This window comes from Mycoplasma sp. 4423 (genome assembly GCF_054353855.1).
Genome location: NZ_JBTHHJ010000001.1, coordinates 153,883 through 174,554, shown reverse-complemented (window position 1 = coordinate 174,554; position 20,672 = coordinate 153,883). Strand labels below are relative to the sequence as shown.

At 28.9% G+C, this 20,672-nt stretch carries 6 protein-coding genes; all 6 read right to left on the bottom strand.

The annotated features are described in order from the left end of the window. Positions 1-448: hypothetical protein (locus ACXYRN_RS00530; protein ID WP_458607273.1), on the bottom strand; the 448-nt coding region annotated here is incomplete at its 3' end. A gap of 93 nt (positions 449-541) precedes the next feature. Further along, positions 542-2,029: a methyltransferase domain-containing protein gene (locus ACXYRN_RS00525; RefSeq protein ID WP_458607272.1), complete on the bottom strand. Its 1,488-nt coding sequence runs from the start codon at positions 2,027-2,029 to the stop codon at positions 542-544. 54 nt (positions 2,030-2,083) lie between these two features. After that, positions 2,084-4,198 carry a DNA cytosine methyltransferase gene (locus ACXYRN_RS00520; protein ID WP_458607271.1) on the bottom strand — a complete coding sequence of 705 codons (2,115 nt, stop codon included), beginning with the start codon at positions 4,196-4,198 and terminating at the stop codon, positions 2,084-2,086. A 94-nt stretch (positions 4,199-4,292) separates the two neighbouring features. Beyond that, a complete protein-coding gene (locus tag ACXYRN_RS00515; protein ID WP_458607270.1) occupies positions 4,293-16,589 on the bottom strand; it encodes a hypothetical protein in 12,297 nt (4,098 codons plus the stop codon). A 364-nt stretch (positions 16,590-16,953) separates the two neighbouring features. Beyond that, positions 16,954-18,879 (bottom strand): ABC transporter ATP-binding protein, encoded by a 1,926-nt coding sequence (locus ACXYRN_RS00510; RefSeq protein ID WP_458607269.1) that lies wholly within the window; start codon positions 18,877-18,879, stop codon positions 16,954-16,956. Positions 18,880-18,887: 8 nt separating this feature from the next. Then, positions 18,888-20,669, bottom strand: coding sequence for an ABC transporter ATP-binding protein (locus ACXYRN_RS00505; RefSeq protein WP_458607268.1), 1,782 nt, complete (start codon positions 20,667-20,669; stop codon positions 18,888-18,890). Positions 20,670-20,672: the final 3 nt, after the last annotated feature.

Here is a 20,672-nt window from a genome sequence, read left to right as displayed (position 1 = left end):
TTGAATTTGTTTTTCATTTTGAGATAGTTTGTCTAGTTGCATCTAATATTTCTGCTGTCTTAGTTTGTGATAAGTCTTCTAATTGCTGAGTCTCGTTTTTCTTTTGATTCTTATCCATTTTTTCTGCTATTTCATAATATCGAGTTGCGATAATTATTAGATCTTGTCTGGTAAATTTTTCAAAATTTGGAACCTTAGATTTCTTGTCTTTCTTCGGTCTTCCAGAACCTGGTTTTCTTTGTGAACCACTTTTGGTTAATAATTGATTTTCCATATTTAAATTATAATATGAAACAATTTTTTTCAATCTATTTCTTAAACTTGTTGATTTAATAAAGATTAATTTTGGCTCGATTTCTTTCATAAAATATAAAGCTTTTTCGGTTCCTTCACTTGAATAAATTTCAAAAATTTTATCAAATTCTTCCTTCTTAAAATGCCTTGACATTGCTTTCCTTTCTTTAATATTTTTGGGCGCGGACACCCCTAGGGGTGTTGGTTAATCCTATTAATAAAACAAAAAGATTAACAGAATTAATTGTTAATCTTTTTGTCCTACTTTATTATTATAAGTTTTCAACATTGAGATGAATTTCTTATTTATATCAATACCGTAAATTTTTGCATTTGGATATCTTTTAGATAATTCAAATGTAGTTCTACCTAATCCGCACCCGATGTCTAAAATTCTTAAATTAGCAGAAGTTTTTGGAAAATATTTATATAAAACCATTTGTTCAGATGTTCATAAACCTTGTTGAGCAGTTATTGAGTAATCCCGAAGAGATTCGTCTGTATTATAATAATTTAGCAGATTATATTTATAAATTTTGATATTTGTTAGCAATATAAAAAACGATAATCCTAAAATAAAAATTGAATAAATTAAGTATGCATAAAAATAATTTGTAGATTTAAGAGTTAATGTAATAAAAATAGTTATGATAGATGGGATTAATAATCTTGCTAACATTGAATAACTATTTTGTTTTTGATAATATTTCTTTGAAAACAGTTTATATGTTTCATCATAATAATTCGGAAGCATAATACTAAAAAGAAATTGTTGAATTACATTTATGATAATATAGTAAATAGTAGATATAAATTTCGAAGATGATAAATCTACAAAAAATCAACTTAGATTAATTAAAGTCATTATCAAAATTAGCCAACTGGTATTGATATTTATTTTGACATTTTTATTATTAAGAATTATAAGGATTAGTCCTGTTACAAAAGCAACTCCAGACATTAGTATTGTTAAATAAAACATCCATTGTGAATAATCAAAATTAGTATACTTAAAGAAAGGAATTAAGCCTGAATTCTTTGGATATAAAAATATTCCAATAAAAATTGATATTGATATGATATAAACCCATTTATATCATATCGGTTTTATATTTACATCAGTGTTTGTTTTTACAAATTCATAAGCTTTTTCGCTAGGTTTACTTGAAATATAAAGAAATCCAGAAATTAAATAAGTAGATATGTTGAATAGTATTAATAAATAAAATTCCAGATACACAAAAAATAAAGAAAGTATTGGTGATATGAATATTCCAAGTGAAATAGCTATCGAAAATCCAGTATTAATGTTTCTTAACTCTTTTTGTGAACTCGCATAATGATATACAATATTTTTTAGATGAATAAATCGATATGAGTGAATTAAGGAAATTAATATATTAATAGAAAGTAATAAGTAAGAAAATCAAGGTGTATGTGCATTTTTGAATATAAAAAAGAAAGCAACAAAGGGAATGATAAGTGTTATAGCACTTAAAATATCTACCAAAAATAAAGCATTTTTATCTTTTAAAAATTTTATAATTTTATTAGCAAATAAATAAATAATTAAGGCAGGAAGTTGCATTAGAATATAAAGTAGAGACACGATTCAAAAATCACCAGTAAATTTAAAGATATATAATGAACTACTAAGTTTAAATGCTTCAGAACCGATAGAAGAAAGAGAGATAGCTAATATATATTTTAATAAGTTTGACTTAAAATATTTCATATCATCCTTTCTCGAAGTATTATAATATTATACTCCTTTTGTTGTTAAACATATTTATGTATTTTTAAAATCATTAATTATATGATTTCAAGCAATTTTATGCTCAGAATTTATCTCGTTGTTTTCTTTCATATTGTTAATATAATTTTCGATGAAATTTTCAGTATTATGCAAAAGTCTTAGATAATACTTTATCGATTCTAATACACCATTTACAACTACTTGACAACCGTGTTCAAGTTTGATTTTATTGATAAGTTGATTAATTCTTTCTGTTTCATCTTGCTTTACCGTAGAAAGCAAATAAAATCTTTGGATACTAGTGTTTTTAAACTTTATGTATGAATCGGCAAGTAATATATCATTAGCTTTTATATTAAATTTAACTTCAATTGCTTCAAATAGTGAACCATCCTTATTTTTGATGATTATATCAGCAACATTCTTGGAACTTTTATCACTACTGTAGTGCGAACTAAGTGGATTTAAAATTTTGTCTTTATATCTATGATTTTCTTTTAGGATACATTGATAGATGCTATATAAAGCAATAACAGGTAGAATTGATGCACCGCGTGATTTATAATTGTAATAAAAATGTCGATTTAAAAGATTAATAATATCATCAATTGTTATTTGTGTCTTATTAGCAAAGGGATTTAAAATATTCACAGATTTTATCTCTTTTTGTTTAATACTTAATGCAAACAGAGATTTTAAATATAACCGGGGATCAATATTTAATTCTTGCACATCATATAAAATACTTAAAAATGCATTCTTGATATCTATGTTACTTATTTTACCTGGATAATCTAAATTATAAGCGAAATTTTGTTCTAAGGTTCTAGTTGTTCATCCTGATTCCTTCATTGCACCTAAAAACTGTTTTTGTTTTAAAAAAGGTGTAATATATTTTGCATCAAAACTTCTTCCACTATATCCATTTTTCATATTTGCTTGATGTAATCTAATGTCTTGGTGTGGATGTAGAATTTTATAGACTAAGGAAGTAACTAAAACTGTAAAAACCCCTTTATAACCTTCTTCATGATCAACAATTATTTGAATATTATGTTTTTGTTTATTATTTAAATTTGTTTTGTCAACTGATGTTAAAGTCAAAGACTCTTTATAAATATTTTCTAAAAATGTTGTTATATCCATATTCTCCCTATTATTTCAAAACTGATGTATCATTTCATTAGCAATTTGCCTTATCATCGGTACACAAACACTATTGCCGATTCTTTCATATAATTTTGAAGTTGACCCGATTTTCTTAAAGTAATCAGGAAAACCCATCAGCTTATAACACTCATTTAATGTTAATTTTCTGACTTTATTGTTATTATGAATAAAGTATCTTCCACTTTTTTCTTGCGATGTGATTGTTGGAACTAGTCCTCTTGAAGAATAAATCCGATTCACTTGTTTATGCACTCTTGATAGATGCAAGGTTTCTTTATCGATACCTTTATTACGAATCTTTTTATTTCGATACCCGATAAAAATTAATCCAGATTTTTGTATTTTTATTTGTGATTGATCTAATAATGTGTATTCATTTTGATTTAGATATTCGTTAGCATCTTTATCCAAAAATTCTTTCATTGAACTAACTGGATTGATTTTGATTTTATCAAAATCAAACACTTTCCCTTGGTTGTTTCCTACAATTACGATTCTTGCTCGATTTTGAGCGACACCAAAATCTTTTGCATTTAGAACTTTGTATGAAACAGTATATCCTAATTCAGTTAATGTTTTTTGCATAATAAAGAAGGTATTTCCCTTATCGTGTTTTAATAAATTAGCAACATTTTCTAAGATGAATGCTTTTGGTTTCTTTTCCCTTAAGATTCTAATGATATCAAAAAATAAGGTTCCACGAATTGCATCGTTGAATCCTTTTTGCTTTCCTGATATCGAAAATGCTTGACAAGGAAACCCAGCACATAGGATATCAAAATCTGGAATATTCTTAGCATCCAGATTGCTAATATCGCAACTAGGATCATCACCAAAATTTGCTTGATACATTGTTGCTGCATGTGCATCAATTTCGCAAGCAAAAACACACTTGGTTATATTACTTTCTAAACCAAGTCGAAATCCACCTATACCAGCAAATAAATCAATAAATTTTATTTCTTGCTTTTTATCCATTATTTTTATTATATCATACCAAAACAAACAAAACAAAAATTTTTCTAAATCAGATTTAAATAAAACTAACGCAAATTGCATTAGTTTTATAATCCTATTTAATTTTATCAAAGTTCATATATACTCCACCATAACTTGTGTCAATACTATAAAGTTGTGGTCAAGCTGGATCAAGTTTTGAACCAGGGATATTGTTTCTAATTCAGTCGGTATCATCATATTTTCAATAATGTGAAGCAGAGTAGTTTGGTGAAATTGATGTTGGTAAGGTTGGATCATCTGCATTTACTTTTTTCAATACTGTTAAGATGTCATTTCTAGAAACGGATTTAGCCAATAAGTCTAAATATTTAACTTTTTGATTAAAGGTAAGTCGTTTTGATTCTACAATAACATTACGAGCAAACTTCTTAGCACGTGGGTTCATAACTTCTCCAATCATGAAGTTTGCTTGTTCTTTGGTAAATAAAGTAACTTGTGGTTGATTTGTAGTTTCCTTACCAGGTTGCGGGCTAGTTACATAGCGATATCATTTTAAAGCAAGTTCTTTGTAGTAACTTCCGATATGTGAATCACCTGTTTCTAAACCAGATATTTGGGTAGGTGCTCACTCTTTGATTTTTTTACTTACATCAAAAGTAATATCAGCAGTAAGTGGTTGTGGATTTACTTTAAAGAAGTTGTTTAATAGATATTCCTTAAAGACTTGGAATGAACGGTAGTCAAATAAAGAATTTAAGAATTTCTTTTGTGCAGCAATTTTTGCATCACCAGTTGAGTTTGCAATTGCATTCGAAAGTTGTGTTTGTACATTATCTGGTAATCTAAATTGTTGTCATCCGAATAATGGATTTGATTTGGTATCAAAGAAATTACCGTTAGCAACATTAGCATCGTGATCACCTTGTTCACCAACATATGCATCAGTTTGTGAATTTGGTGAATATTTATCAATTTCATCCATAATTGCTTTAAATGCTTTATAAGTATTAGTAGAACTGTTATTGATACGGTTGTTTCAATCAGAGCGCTTATTATTATTATTATTAGCTGCTGTTGCATCACCAAGTTTTGCAGTAACTGCCTCAAGTGCTTCTTTTTTTAATTTTTCAAGTCTATCCTTAACTATATTTTGGAATTTAGAGACTAATGAGTTATCTGTGGTAGAATCTGCTTGTGTAAGTAGTTGTGAATACATTGCATCACCATCTAAAGGAGCGATGATGTTTTTAAGTTGATTTCTTAGATTTTGAATTTGTTGTTTTTGATCATTAAATTGTGATTCATTGTATTTACGGATGATCGCTTGATATCTAAATGTTGAATAATCGATATCTCTAATACTATTAAAAGAATCGATATATTTTTTGTTGTTATTATAAAATGATGGATCTTTTGTTTTAATTACCTCTAAGTCGTGAGATAAACGATCTTTTATACCCATGAATATAGCATTAGCTTGTTTTTCAATGTCTGTTAATTTAGTGATTTTTTCATCTTGCGATAAAGTATTATCTTTTATTATTGATTCTCGCTTTTTATTTAAACTTTCAGCAAGATTTTTTAGTTCATCTGTATAAATATTAGAATATCCACTATTAGAACCTAATAATCCATGATCATTAAATGCTTTTTGTGATTTGCTTACAGCATCATTATATCTTTTTTGTTCTTCTGCTTTGGTTTTATCAGCGATTTCTTTTTTCTTAGCATCAATTTCTTTTTTTATCTCTGCTAACTTAGCACTATCTCCATCAGATATTGCTTTTTCAATTTCTTTTTTCTTAGCATCATCAATTTGTAGGATATTTTTATATGTTTGATCTTTAGTTTCACCACTACCTTGTTGATTAATCTCAGATATTCCCAAAGCATCTTTAATATCATTAATGGTATTAGTATATGATGCTTGTGCTTTATCAATGATATCTTGCTTTTCTATATCAGTTTTAGCTTTTGATAATTCATCTGCTAATTTGCTTTTACTTTGTTCATCGATTCCATCGAGACGTTTGATGATGGTATTTGCAATATTATCCTTATTTTTTTGTTGAGCTATTGCTAAAGCCTTTTTATTTTCGATTGTTTGTTGTGTTACATTAGTAGCATCTAATCCATCCATTAAATTATTTGATTGAATAATTTCTTTTGGTAGTTTATTAATTTCTTTTAAAGCATCATCTTTAAGTTTTTGAATTTCTGAAATTACATCAGTAACTACTTTTTGGTATTGGCTTTCGGTGGTATTATTTGAATTAACTAAATTCTTCAACGAATCATAGTTAGATACTTTGGTAGCACCAGTTGAACTAAGACGGTTAAGTTGATTTTGTGCTTCAGTTTTCTTTTGATTTAAATAATTTGAAACTTCTGCTTTTAAATTATTTAAAGTAGATGTATCACTATTATAAGTTGATTCATTGGTATAATCGTGATTATTTACTGCATTGTTATTATTGGTAAAATCATTTTTCTTACTTTGATCACTTAGGCGATTTATCAATCCAGATATTTGATTTTTAAGTTCTTTTATTTCTTCACCACGTTTATACTTTTTAGCTTCATTAACAGCAGAATCTATACTATTTTTATCAGTTGCATTATATAATGAATTGTTAATTAAGTCATTTTTCTTAGATGCATATTTGCTGTCGTTTAAAATAGTATCAATTTGTGATTTAGCAGCATCAACTTGTTGTTTTAAAGTAATTGCATCATTTTTAATTTTTGTTGCAGTTGATGAATCCTTGGCATTTGATAATTTAGTTTTTAAATCAGTTTGGTTACCAGATTGTAATTTATTAATTTCACTTTGAGCTGCATCGATATCTTTTTTAAGTTGTACTGCTTTATTTTTGATTGTATTATATGAATCAATGCTTTGGGTACTATTATTTGTCAATTCACTCTGTAAGGTTGATTTTTGATTATTATCTAATTTATTTATTTCATTTAAAGCATCATTTTTAGCCTTAGCAACTAAGATTTTGTTTTTTAAAGTATCTAATGTACTTTCATCATGTGCATTACCTAGTTCAGTAGTAAATTGTGATACTTCATTATGTTGCAATCCAGCTGAATTTAATGTATTTTGTACATCAGTAACCTTAGCAGCAACCTTAGTAATTTTTGCTTTTAATGAATCTAGTTTTGTTTCGTTATCTCCTTTTGTTGAATTTACTTGATTTTTAAAGTAAGTTTTTTGAGCATTATTATTTGCAAATTGTGAATCGATATAAGAGCCAACTTCATCTGATTTGGTTTTAATTCGTTTTGCTTCTTCTTTAAGATCTAATAATTTTTGTCCGTCGTTTTTTTCTTGATTCTTTTTGCTTTCTAAATAAGATTTTTGTGAACTACCAAGTTTATTAATTTCAGTTTGTACATCATTACGAATAGTATTTAAAGCAGACTCTGCTTGTGTTTTTTTAGCATTAACATCATCTATTTTTGTAAGCGAATCAACTTGATAATTAGTTCTTTGTGAGACAGGAAGTTTATTTATTTCTACTTTTGCAGCATCCTTAGCAGCTTTTAAAGAATTTTTAATTTCATTAAATTTATTATCAACTTCTTGCTTTATTTGCTCAAGATTTGCGTTTGGTTGCTTTGCTCGATTAATAAAGTTATTTTTATCAGTATCAGGGATAATACTTTGGTTATTAACCCCATCAGAATTTAATTTTTTATTATTAATATATGCAATAGTATCATCAACTTGTTTTTGTCTTTTGGCTTTATTTTCAATATCTACTAAGGTATCTTTAGTTAAATCACTTTGTTTAAGTTGATTTTCTAAATTGGTTTTTTCTTGCGATTGTGTTAGTGCATCAACTTGGGTTTTTACAGCTGATTTTTTATTATTAAGTTTTTGATTTACTTGATTAATGATGTTATTTAAAGCACTTTCGGTTGCTTGATCATTAATTTGATTATTGGTAATATATTTATTAAGTGCTTCTTTTAATTGATTATAATCGTTATTTTCAGAAGAATCATTTGTTGCGCTTGTATTAACTTTTAACTTCTCAACAGCAGCAGATGCGTTATCCTTAATTTTTGCTAATTCGTTTTTTAAAGCAGTAGTTGCATCAGTAATTGCTTTTTCATTATCAGCAGGATGTTGGTTTGCTACAAACACTGAATCTGTTGAATTAGCATCAAAACGGTTTTTAGTTTTGGTGAATTCATTATTTAGATTATTTAAAATAGTTTGTGCTTCTTGACCCTTTGCTTGTGCGACGGAAGGATCAGTTGCTGCATTTATTGCATTTTTTAATTCATTCTTTTTGTTATTTGTATCTGCTAATTTATTAACTATTTGTAAAGCATTATTTTTAGCACTAGCAAGTGCTTGGTCATGATTTTGTTGAGCAACAGCTTGCTTTTTGATTTCATTAGCTTGTGCAACTGATGCAACATTATTAAGTTGTGATTCTAACTTAGTTTTTTCTGAATTATTTGTAGCAATTTTATCTACTTCATTTTTTGCTTGTTTTTTTGCTTCTTCAATAACTTGTTTCTTTAAATTATTTAAATCACTAATGGTGTCTTTACCAGTTGTAGAAAGACTTGAAGGATTTGAAGCAAGTTGATTGATTTCGTTTTGAACTTCGTTTTTCTTATTTGCAATTGTTGTTGCGATAGTGTTTTCAACAGCTTTAATTTGATCTTCGGTAGTAGCATTTTGTAAGTTTTGTTGCGCTTGCACATGTGCTACGTCACCAGTAATTTTACTTAAATCATTAGTTGCTTTATCTTTAATAGTTTTTAAAGCATTTGTTGCAGCAGTTTTTTGATTATTTACATCAGCAGATGTAGTAGCATTATTTATAGCATTAATAATAGTTTGTTTTTGAACATTAGAATCTGAAAGTTTATTTGCTTCGTTTAGTGCAGATTCTTTGTCTTTTTGCAGTTGTATCTGAGTTTTGATTTCTTCGATTTTTGCTTTAGTAGGTGCTGAATCAATTTGTTGTTGTAATTTTGCTTTTTCAGAAGTATTAGTGATACCATCCAAAGAAGCTTTGGTTTGGTTCTTAAGGTTGTTAAATTCTTGGTTTATTTTGTTAGTAAAATCTGTATATGCTTTTTCGGTATCGGTTGTTTTAGCAGTATTAAATTCTGAATCTTTTTCATTACCAAAGATTTTGTTTGCAACTTCAGCTTTTGCTTTAATATCGTTAAATTTAGCTTCAATTTTTGCTTTTAAAGCATTATATTCAGATTCTTTGTGAGCACCTTTTAAATCATTTTCAAATTGCTTACGGTTAGCTCCGTTCTCATTCACTGGAATAAATTTATTTAGTAAATTATTAATTTCTTGTTGTTTAGAATTTAGATATTCAGTAACTTTATTTTCAGCATCTTTAATAGTTTGTGGATCACTGCTTCCTGCTTGGTTTTTAAATTCATTCTTTTTATCAGTCGATACATCGATTTTTTCTACTTGTTGGTTAAATGCTTGTAAAGCAGACTGGATTGCAACGGTTTGTTCGCGATTTTTTGTAGTTACATCAGCAGATAATTGATTAAGTTCATTAAGTTTCTGATTCATATCTGCTTCAGATGTCGGATGAGTAGAAGTGATGCTAGTTAATCGAGTAGTATATGGACTTTGGTCTCTTGATAAAATGCTTGAAATACTTGTTTTAATTGGGTCAGCTTTTTCTTGAACCTTAGCAGCATATTCAAGTGATTTAATTTTTGCATATGTATCTGTTTTAGATGCATCCTTTAATTCTTTAATTAATTCTGCTTTATTAGATGCAGATGTAGCATTAATAGCATTTTCAGCATCAGTGCGAGCTTGTGATATTTTTTGTTCAACATTAGTTTTAAGTTGATTTAAAGCACTTTCTGTTTTAGATGTATCGTTGATAAGTTGATTATAGGTATTATAATCTGGAGAACCTTGTAGTTTATTTAGTTCAGCTAATGCAGCATTCTTAGCAGTTTCAACATCTTTAATCGCTTTATCTTTAACAGTTTTAACAGCATCTAAGGTAGTAGCATTTTGTAGCTCGTTATTATATTGATTTGCTTTGCTTGCTTTATCAATATATTGTTTAGCCTCGGTTTTAGCTTGAGCTAATTGAGTATCTTGATTGCGTTTAGCGGCTTGAACTTGCGATTCGATGTTGTTTAATTTATCTAAGGTAACATCGGTGGCGTTAACTTGATTTTGGTAATTATCTTTGTTTCATAATTGATTAATTTCTTTAGTAATTTGTTCTTGTTTGTATTTGATTTGTGCTTTGTTTTTGATGTTAGATAATTCAGTATATGTTTGTTTGCTGGTATCATTTACTTCACTTGTTAATGTGGTTTTAGTAGAATTATCTTCAACTTGATTAATCGCAGCAGTAACTTCATTTTTATAGTCATTTAAAACTTTGTTTGCTTCAGCTTGGATGGTATTGATGTTATTTAAATCATTACTTTGGTCAAGTCTTTGTTTTAAATTATCGTATCTGTTATTACCTTTTAATTTTTCAATTACAGCAGTTGCTGTAGTTTTAGCATCGGTAATTTCTTTTTCTACTTTTGTTTTAACATCATTTGCTTTAGCAGATGTATCTGCTGATTTTAATTCATTTTCTAATTCAGTCTTTTTAGCAGATTTAGCAGAATCATTAAGTGATGCATTAATTTGGTTAGTAATTTGTGCTTTCAGATTTTTTAAGTTAGTTTCTTCAAGTTGTCTTTGTGTTTGAATCTTGTCATAAACTTCTTTAATCTTTTCAAGTTTATTAACAAATACTGAACCGGTATTAGTTTGATTATATGCATCATTTAATTCTTTGGTAAATTCTGCTTTTTTGCTAGCATCTTCAACTTTATTGTTAAGGGTTTCTGCATTTTGTTTTAATTTATCTTGGGCTTGTTTTAGAACATCATCAATTTGGTTGACAGTAGATAAATCTTTGTTAGCAGGGGTAGTTGGACTGGTAGACCCACTTCCAGGTTTTGTTGAACCACTTTGTGAACCCCCAGAACCTTGAGTTGCTGCAGTAGGAACAAATTTTTCAGCTGTTTGCAGTTTTGTATCAAATTCTTTTGCATCGGTTGCATCTAAACTGCTATCGATTTTACTTTTATATTGTGCAACAACTGATTTAAGGTAATCTGGGATAATAGTATTTTTAATTCTTAATAAATCTTCATCAGTTCGAGCATTTTTAACTTGTTCTTGAAGTTCGTTATACTTATTAAGATGACCTGGGTTTTCATTATTTCGATTAGTAGGTTGAATCTTTTGGGTAATTTCTTTTTGTACTTCATCGCGAATGCGTTTTAGTTCAGTATCAATTTTTTGTGAATCCTCTTTTAGTTTAGAGATTTGAGTTTGGTTATCAATAGTTTTTTCAATTTCGGTTCTTACACTATTAGAACTATTTAAAACATTTAATTTTTCTTTAACTTGCGCTTTTAAAGCAGTAACTTGATTACTTTGATCTGTAAGTTTACTATTAACATTAGTTTCGACATTTTGTAAACTTTCTGCATTTTGAGCTTGATTTAAATCATTTTGCAGTTTTGCTTTATCAGTACTTTCTTGAATTGTATCAATTAATTTTTGAATACCTTCACGAGTCTTTTGATTATTGATTTTAATGCGTTCTGCATCTAACTCTCCCATATTAGCAGCATTATCAATTGCTTTTAATGCAGCATCTTTAAAACTTTGATCACTTACCCCTGTTACACTTTGAACTTTTTGATTATTATCAGTATATGTATATCCATTTAATAGTTTTTTTAAATCAGCTTGTTCATCTGAGAAGATTTTAGCAGCTGCATCTTTAATTTGTTTATATCCACTTTCACTTTGGGTGCTATCAAGATTACCTTGCTCGGTTTCTCTAGATTGTCTACCAGTAAGTTTATCAACTTGAGTTTTTGCTTCAGCCTTTTTAGCATCTAGGAATGCTTTGATTTTAGCCATAACAGCAGCAACATCCTCGTTGCTTCGAGCATCATTGATTAATTGTGCATATTCATCTTTGGTTGCTTTTGATTCATCCAAGTCGATATTTTTATTAGCAGCAGTTGCAGCATTAATTTGTGGTTGTAAAGCACGGTTATATACATCCTTGACTTCCAAGTCCTTGATTACTTGATTCAATGCATCTTCGCTTTGTGCTCCATTGATAGATACATTAAATGAAGTCTTTTGTTCAGGGAAAAGTTTTTTAGAATCTAAGGTTGCTAAAACTGCTTCTTTATGAATTTGTAATTGGATTGCAGTTTTAGCATCGTTTAAATCTTGAATGGTTGCTGCAGTATTAACCATTTGATTCAAGACACTTTTTTGTTCGTTGTTTGTAACGGATGAAAGTAATCCTAAATCATTTTGTTTTTGTCCTTCAAAAGCAGCATTCATTTCAGAAATATAGTCAAGAATTTGTTGTTCTTTAACTTTTGATGTATCCATAGCAGTTTTAATATCAGCATATTTTTTATGCATTGTATTATCACCGACTAATTTAGCGAGGGTAGCATCATATTCTGAAAGTCTAGAATTTATTTTATCTGAAACACGATCACGTTGTTGTTTTGAAATGGATTGGGTAGTTCAGTGTTCGGAAGTTATGATGTGATCAGCATCAGGGTTATTCAAACGGGCTACATCGGCTTTAGTATCAGCATTATAAGCAGCTAACTTAGCATCAATGTCATTATTTACTTGATTAATTTGTGTTTGATTATCAGCAGCAACTAATGCGTCTTTTAATGCTTTATTATCGGCAGCAACAACATTAATTACATCATCGATTCGATTCGATACTTGTGCTTTAGCATCGTTTAAACGAGTAATTGCGGTTTGTTTAGCTGCAGCAATAGCTGCTTGTGTTGTTGCAGCATCAATATCACGGATAAGACCTTCGTTGTCGTTAAGTTTTAATGCTTGTGATTTTGCATCATCTTTTAAAGATTGTAAATATGCATCAACTTCTTTGATAACACCATCAACAGCTACTTGAGATTGCGCAGCTTGGATTTTTTCTTTAAATTCATCAAGTTTTGGGCCTGCTAATAAACGAGCTTGTGTATCTTTACGAGCTTGTGTTTTTTTGTTAGCTAATTCATCTTGTTCTAAAGCAATGGTATTTTTGATGGTTTTAAGCATATCACGAGCATCTAATAAACCTAAGTCAGGTTTATTTGCACGTTTATTGAATAAGTCGATATTTTCTGGTTTATATAATTTCTTGATTTGTTCTTTAGTTTGTGCTACTAAATTAGCAATTTCATTGTGTTCAGATTCTATTTGTTGGTTAATTTTATCTAAAATTGCATTTGCACCTGGAGTATCTTCATTTGCTTTAGTTGCTTCTAGTTCCTTAGCTAATTCAGCAGCTTTTTGTGGATCTTGTACATTTTGTAGTTGTGCATCAGCAGCATCATGAGCGTGCTCATATGCAATAGATTTATTAATTTTATCTAAAACATTATTTAAGTCTTTAATGGTATTTGAATTAATGATATCTTGTGCATATTTAGCTTTTTTGTCAGTATCTTTAAGACCAGGATTTGCTGTGCTTCCATCTCCATCTAATGTATCAATAACTTTATCATGAACATCTGAGAATGCTTTGTTAGCTTGATCGATAACATTTTGGATAGCGGCTTCAACTTGTGATGCACCAAAAGAAGATTCTAAATTTTGCTTTAAATCTCCGTTATATTCAGTTAATCCACCTTCGGTGCGAGCAATAGCCTTTTTAGCTTGATCTTTAAGTTCGTTAATATATGAATCAACTTGATCAGAAATAGTTTTAATTTCTTGTGGTGTTTTAGCATTAGAAAGTTGGTTATATAAATCTAGTTTTTTTGGATTAGCATTCGATAATAAACCTAATTTATCTTTAGCAGCAGTTTTGGCAGTCGCTAGTGCTGCATCTTGGTCTGCTAAGGATTTATTAATTTGCTCTGCTAAAGCAGCACCAGCAGCAGCATCAGGTAGTGAATTTATTTTGTTTAAAAACTCTTGTTTTGTTTTTGGATCAATGATATTATCAGCTAGGTTGCTTAAATGTGATTGTTCGTTTTGTAATTTAATTTGATTATCAATCGAACCTAATAAATCGTTTGCAGCATTTGGATCGTTGACATCAACTAATTTATCACGAAAAGCAAGTTTTTTAGCAGGATCGCTAATTCGGTCGATTAAAGCACCAATTTGTTCTTTTTGTGAATCAAGTTGGTTTTGTGCATCAATACTATTAGTAATTTCATTACGGATTTTAGAAAGATTATCAAAAATGGTATTTTGATTATCAATTGTCTTTCCGTTTGAATCACTTGTAGCATTTTTAAGGTTATTTAATAATTCTGCTTTCTTCTTAGGATCTTTGATGTATTTATTAATAATATATTCAAGTTGTCCGTTGGTAAGTTTATTATCTGATTCAAGTTTGTGGTAGTTTTTAATATCTGAAATTAATCCTGCTAATTCAGCATTGTTAGTTACTTTTAATAAACGATCTTTAAATTCTGCTTTTTTAGTAGTATTTTCAATTTGATCGATTCCGGCTTGTGCTATTTTTTTGTTTTCTTGGAAGTTATAAATATCTTCAATTTTTTCCTTAGCATCTAAAACTGCTTTAAAGGCTTGATTAGTGGTTTTATCATTAGGATCAAAAAGTTTTTCAGGATCGAATTGTGCTGAATTTATAGTGTTATATTCTTTAGTAATTTTGGCTTTGTTTTCATCATCTAATTTATTGTAGTATTCATTAGCACGCTTTTTAGCTTCTTCATAGTTATCAACGGTGTTTGCTTTTTTAGATAAGTCTAAATAGTCTTTTGCTATAGCATTAGGATTATTATTTAAATCAGTAAGTTTGCTTTGTAGTTCTTTTTTAAATTGACTAAATTCACCATTAGGATCGATTTTATTAATATCATCTTGGGTATTATCTTTAATTTTTTGGAAAATACGTTCTGCTTCTAATTCTAAATCAACTACATCTTTTTGGGTTTTAGCATCAACAAGTGCAACATCTAAACGGTTTTTATTATCATAATCACCATCTAGTAAACGAATTTTGGTTCTGGCTTCTTTTTTAGCAACATTTAACAAATCAAGTGCTTTTTGTCCTACCTTATTAATATCTTCTAAGGTATTAGCATTATTAAGTTCGTTTAAAAGTTCATTTCTAGGTGGATTATTCAGTGCTTCAATTTGAGCACGTGCAGCATTTCTAGCATCTTCAATTGCTAAAACACCTTTTAATTCAGTTTCGATGTTATCTAAATCTGATAAAAGGTTAGCATTATCGATATCATCGAGATATCTTTGTTTAATAATTTCAGGTAAATTTGATTTGTTAACTCTGTCTTTTAAAATTTTCTTTTTAGAATTTAACAATCCTTCAACCCCAGAAATTGCTCTAAGTTTATCTTCAATTTGTTTTTGAATCTCAACAAGTTCAGGGATGTTTCCAGCTTTATCAATTTTATCTGAAAAATCTTTTTTAGCAGCTTCATCATCAAGAGCATTATTTAACTCATGTACTTGCTTTCTTAAGTCTTCTAAATCACGATTTTCTTCTGAATTTAAGATTTCATCTACTTTTTTGTTAATGGTATCAAGTTGTCCACCAGGTAGTTCATCACCTGGAGCTAATGTAGTCATATCTTGATATACATCATCTCTTTGATAGATATTTTGAATTTCTTTTGCTTTATCAGCAACTAACTGAGTTTTATCTAATAAAGTAGATAACTCACGTAATTTTTCTTTATCATCCCCTGCTCTAGCACGTAAATCTAAAAAGTTATCTTGTATTACTGCTGGAAGTTTAGCAATCTTAGCATCAACACTTTCTTTTAGTTTTGCTAACTCTTTTGCTTGTTTATCAATTAATTCTTTAAGACGATCAATTAAAGGTTCTACTTGCTCTGGTTTGGTTGCTTGTGCAGCCTGAGCAATAAGTTCATCCTTATCCTTAGAATCATTAAGTTTTGGAAGTAATTTATCGAATTCAAGTAATTTATCAAGAGCATCGTTGAATGTAATCAAATCATCAAGATTGGTAAAAGTAGTAACCTTAGAATCAAAATTCACAAGTTCATTTAACTTGTTATTTACTGAATTAACTGCTGCATCGGTGATTTTCTTATTTATTTCTGCAAGATATTCAAATTGTCTTGGGGTCTTATATGTAGTTGGTAATTTAGATAAATCTGCAAAAAGCAGCCTCTTAGTTTCATCAGAGATGTTTACCCTTTTTATATCATTTAAAGTTTTATTATATAAGGTTTTATATTGATCACTTGCTTGTTTGCGATCATATAAAATTCCTATTGTTAGTCCTGTGACAGTTGTAGCAGCAACTGCAGCAGATGAAACAAAAATTATTCCTTTTCTTTTGTTAGTCATAATTTCTTCCTTTATATTTTACTTATTTAATTTTGTAGTTTTTGTTATTTTTATATATATTGACTGTATAAAAATTGTATAACAAAAAAAACACACAATAAATTCATAGAATAAAATTATACTCTCTTATATATATATATATATATATATGGTAAAAAAATTTTTAGTGCTATAAATTCAAGTAAAAAGTTAATTTTTCAAGAATGTTAAAATCCAAAAATGCTTATGTTGTGTATTTTAAAAACAAGCAAAGATATTGATTTTACTTGTTAATAAAGTTGTTAATAAACATAAATTAACTCAGATAAATGATATCAAATTTTAGTATAAACAAACATTATTAAAAACACAACCATAGGTTGTATTAGTTACTAAATTGTGACCGATATAGATTATTATAAAAGCCTTTTGCATTTAGAAGTTCTTCATGTGTTCCACTTTCAATAATCTCTCCGTCATTTACTACTAATATCAAATCAGCATGTTTAATGGTGCTAAGTCGATGAGCAATAATAAATGAAGTTTTATATTGCATCAGATGCAGCATTGCTTTTTGAACAATCTGCTCAGTACTTGAATCAATATTAGATGTAGCTTCATCCAAAATTAAAATATTACGATTTGATAAAATTGCTCGCGACAAAGAAAGCAGTTGTCTTTGACCTTGTGAAATATTCATTCCATTATGTTCAATTTGTGTTTGATATCCTTTTTCCATATTTTGGATAAAGTGGTGTGCTTGTGTCATTTGGGTTGCTTGTTCAATTTGTTCCATACTTGCATTTGGATTGGTCATTTTAAGATTTGCTAAAATAGTTTCATTGAATAAAAATGAATCTTGTAGCACAATAGTTAAGATGTCTTTCAAGTCTTTTGAATTGATTTCTTTTAGCTCATTTCCATCGATTTTAATGCTTCCTTGTTGGTAATCATAGTATTTTGAAATTAAGTTAATAATTGTGGTTTTACCAGCACCAGTTGGTCCTACAATCGCAATCACTTTTCCTTGCTCAGCCTTAAAGGAAGCTCCTTTAAGTTGGTAATTAGAAGAATTTGGATTATATTTAAAGAAAACATTATCAAAAACAACTTCCCCTTTCACTGATGCATAACTAACGGTATTGTTTTGATTATATTTATATGCTGCAAACGCGTATGGATCATTTGTGTTAGTCTCAATGAATTTTTGCTCATTTTGATCAAATCTTATTTTAACAATGTGGATTTTTTCATTTTGATGCGATTCAATTGGTGCATCTAAAATGCGAATAACTCTGGTAGTTGCTGCAATTCCGACTTGTGCTTGAAATACAGTTCCTAATACCGCTTGAAAAGGTCCCATAAAGTTTCAATTCAATGATGTATAAGTAAAAATTAATGCAGCAGTTGCTTTTCCATCCACCCCTGCACCTAACCCAGGTACACCTAAAACAGGGACTGAAAATAAATAAAATACTGCTGAAATGGCTGTAATAATTAAGATAATTAAGTTTGAAATCACATAATAAATAGTTTCAAGACTCTTGGTAATTAAATCACCTCGAAAAGCAATTTGACGAATTTTTTTGGTTATCTTTTTTAACTCACTATTAATTAATTCTTGACGGTTAAATGCATTTGTAACCTTAGTATTTGCTAACATTTCTTCGACAAAAGAGTTAAGTTCTCCAAATGCTTCTTGAACTTTGATAAAGTATGGTTGTGAACGTCTAATTACAATTGCAACTGATGCAAACATCAAAAGTGAAAACGGAACAACAATTAATGTTAAATAAACAGATACCATTGACATAACAATAATAGCAATCGAGATGTTAAATATCGCATTAATAACTTGGGTTAGCCCTTGATAAAGCGATAAAGCGATGTTATTGCAATCAACAATTAAGCTTGAAATAAGGTTCCCGGTTTTATTATTATCATAATAACTAATTGGCATTTCTAACAGCGAATGCATTAATTTGTTTCTCACCCTTGCCGCTGCATAAAAGGCAACTTTAGCATAAATGCTATTTTCTAAATAACGAAAAATGGCATATATTAAATAACATCCACCTAATCCAGCAAGAGTCAATGCAAACTGTGTGATAGAAATATTTTCAAAAGCGATATTACCTTTTGCTAGAGGTTCAAAAAAGTGGTTAATAACAAATCCTATTAAAAAACTGCCACCAATATAAGCCAATGCATTTAAAACAGAAAACAATAATGCTCAATAAATAATAGTTCTATCTTCTTTAATAAAAGAAATTCAAACCTTAAAAGCACGTCAATTTGAATGTTTAGTCATTATGCTCCTTATTGTTGTAATTGGTTAAAGTTAACATCAGCATATCATTGGCATGTTTGTAGGAGTTCATCGTGACTGCCTTGTCCAATGATTCTACCTTTGTCTAAAACGATAATTTTATCAGCATGCTTGATAGAATTAATTTTTTGTGAAATGATAATATTGGTGGTTTGATAATTTGTTGACAAATTATGAATAAGGTTTTTAGTAGTTATGTTATCTAAAGCACTGGTAGAATCATCTAAAATTAATATTTTTGGTTCAATTAATAAGGTTCGAGCAATCGAAAGACGTTGTTTTTGTCCACCTGATAAGTTTTTGCCACGTTGTCCTACAACATGATCAAGTTTATCTGCAAACGAATTAACAAATTCGTTTGCACATGAAGAATCGAGTGCTTTTTGAATTTGTAGTTCAGTAGCATCTTCTTTAGCAAAAAGTAGATTAGATTTAATGCTACCTGAATAAAGTAAAGCATCTTGGTATACAATCCCGACATCTTTACGGATTTGGTTGGTATCAAGGTTATTAACTTCTTGGTTATCGATTAAAATATTTCCGTCAGTATATTGCATATTTTTAATCAATAAGTTTGCTAAGGTAGATTTTCCAGCACCAGTTGGTCCGATGATTCCTAAGGTTTGACCTGCATCAATTTTAAAATTAATATCTTTTAATACATAATCTTCAGATGTTTGAAAATATTTAAAATTCAAGTTTTTAAATTCAATGCTGTAGCTGTTTTTATCGTTATTTGTATTAAGATGTGTTGGAAATAATTTATCTGAACTTTTGAAGTTATAGACATATGAAATTCTTTTAGCAGAAACACGAGCGCGGAAAAAAGTTCCTAAAAATTGACTAAAACTACTGATACCAAGTGCGATAATAAATTCATATTCAATAAATGTATTAATCTTAGCAATTAATTGTGGGATATTAGTATTTGGATTTTTTTGAATTGTCACAAATGCGACAGCATAAATAATAATAATTATTAAGTTAGTAATAAAGAAAAATGCAGGCATTGCTAATGAAAAGAGTGAAAAAATTCCACGTTCATTAACTTTTCATTTATTGGTTGCGCTTTGATATTTGCTATATTGTTGCTCTTGCAGGTTATATGCTTTAATAAATCTGATTCCTAGGATGTTTTCATCAGATTCTTTGGTAATTGCATCCAAGTTTTTACGGTTTTGCGCAATTAATGGTCGAACAAATTTAAAGATAAAATACATTACAAAAACTAGCAAAGGAATTACGGCAATAATCGCTCATGTTAAAGGAACATCAGTTAAAAATGCAAAAACTAAACCAGCAATGATATAAAAAGGAGCTTTAACTAAGGTAGTGCTTGCTCCAACTAAAAACTCTCAAAAGACTGCAACATCGTCGTTGATCCGAGTGATAAGACTTTCTGGTGTAATTTGTGCAATTTCTTTTAATGATAACTTTTGGTATTTAGCAAACAGTTTATCGCGATAAAAATTTGATGCTCTTTCTCCTGATCAGACAATGATTAAAAGACCCATCATTGATACAAAAGAAGAAAAAGCGATTAATCCTAAGGTAACACCTAAAAGTAGACCTAATGTATTAGAAAAATTTGTAGATTGATAAATTATATGATTGAAAAGTACTATGTGATATGTTCCACTTTTATTAATCAACAGAGGTAAAAATTGAGCAATAAAAATTGGAATAAACATTGTTATAATTACATTTAATAAGATTAAAGATACTCCAAATCAAATCCGATTCTTCAGATTTTTCGGGAGAATCTTAAACATAGA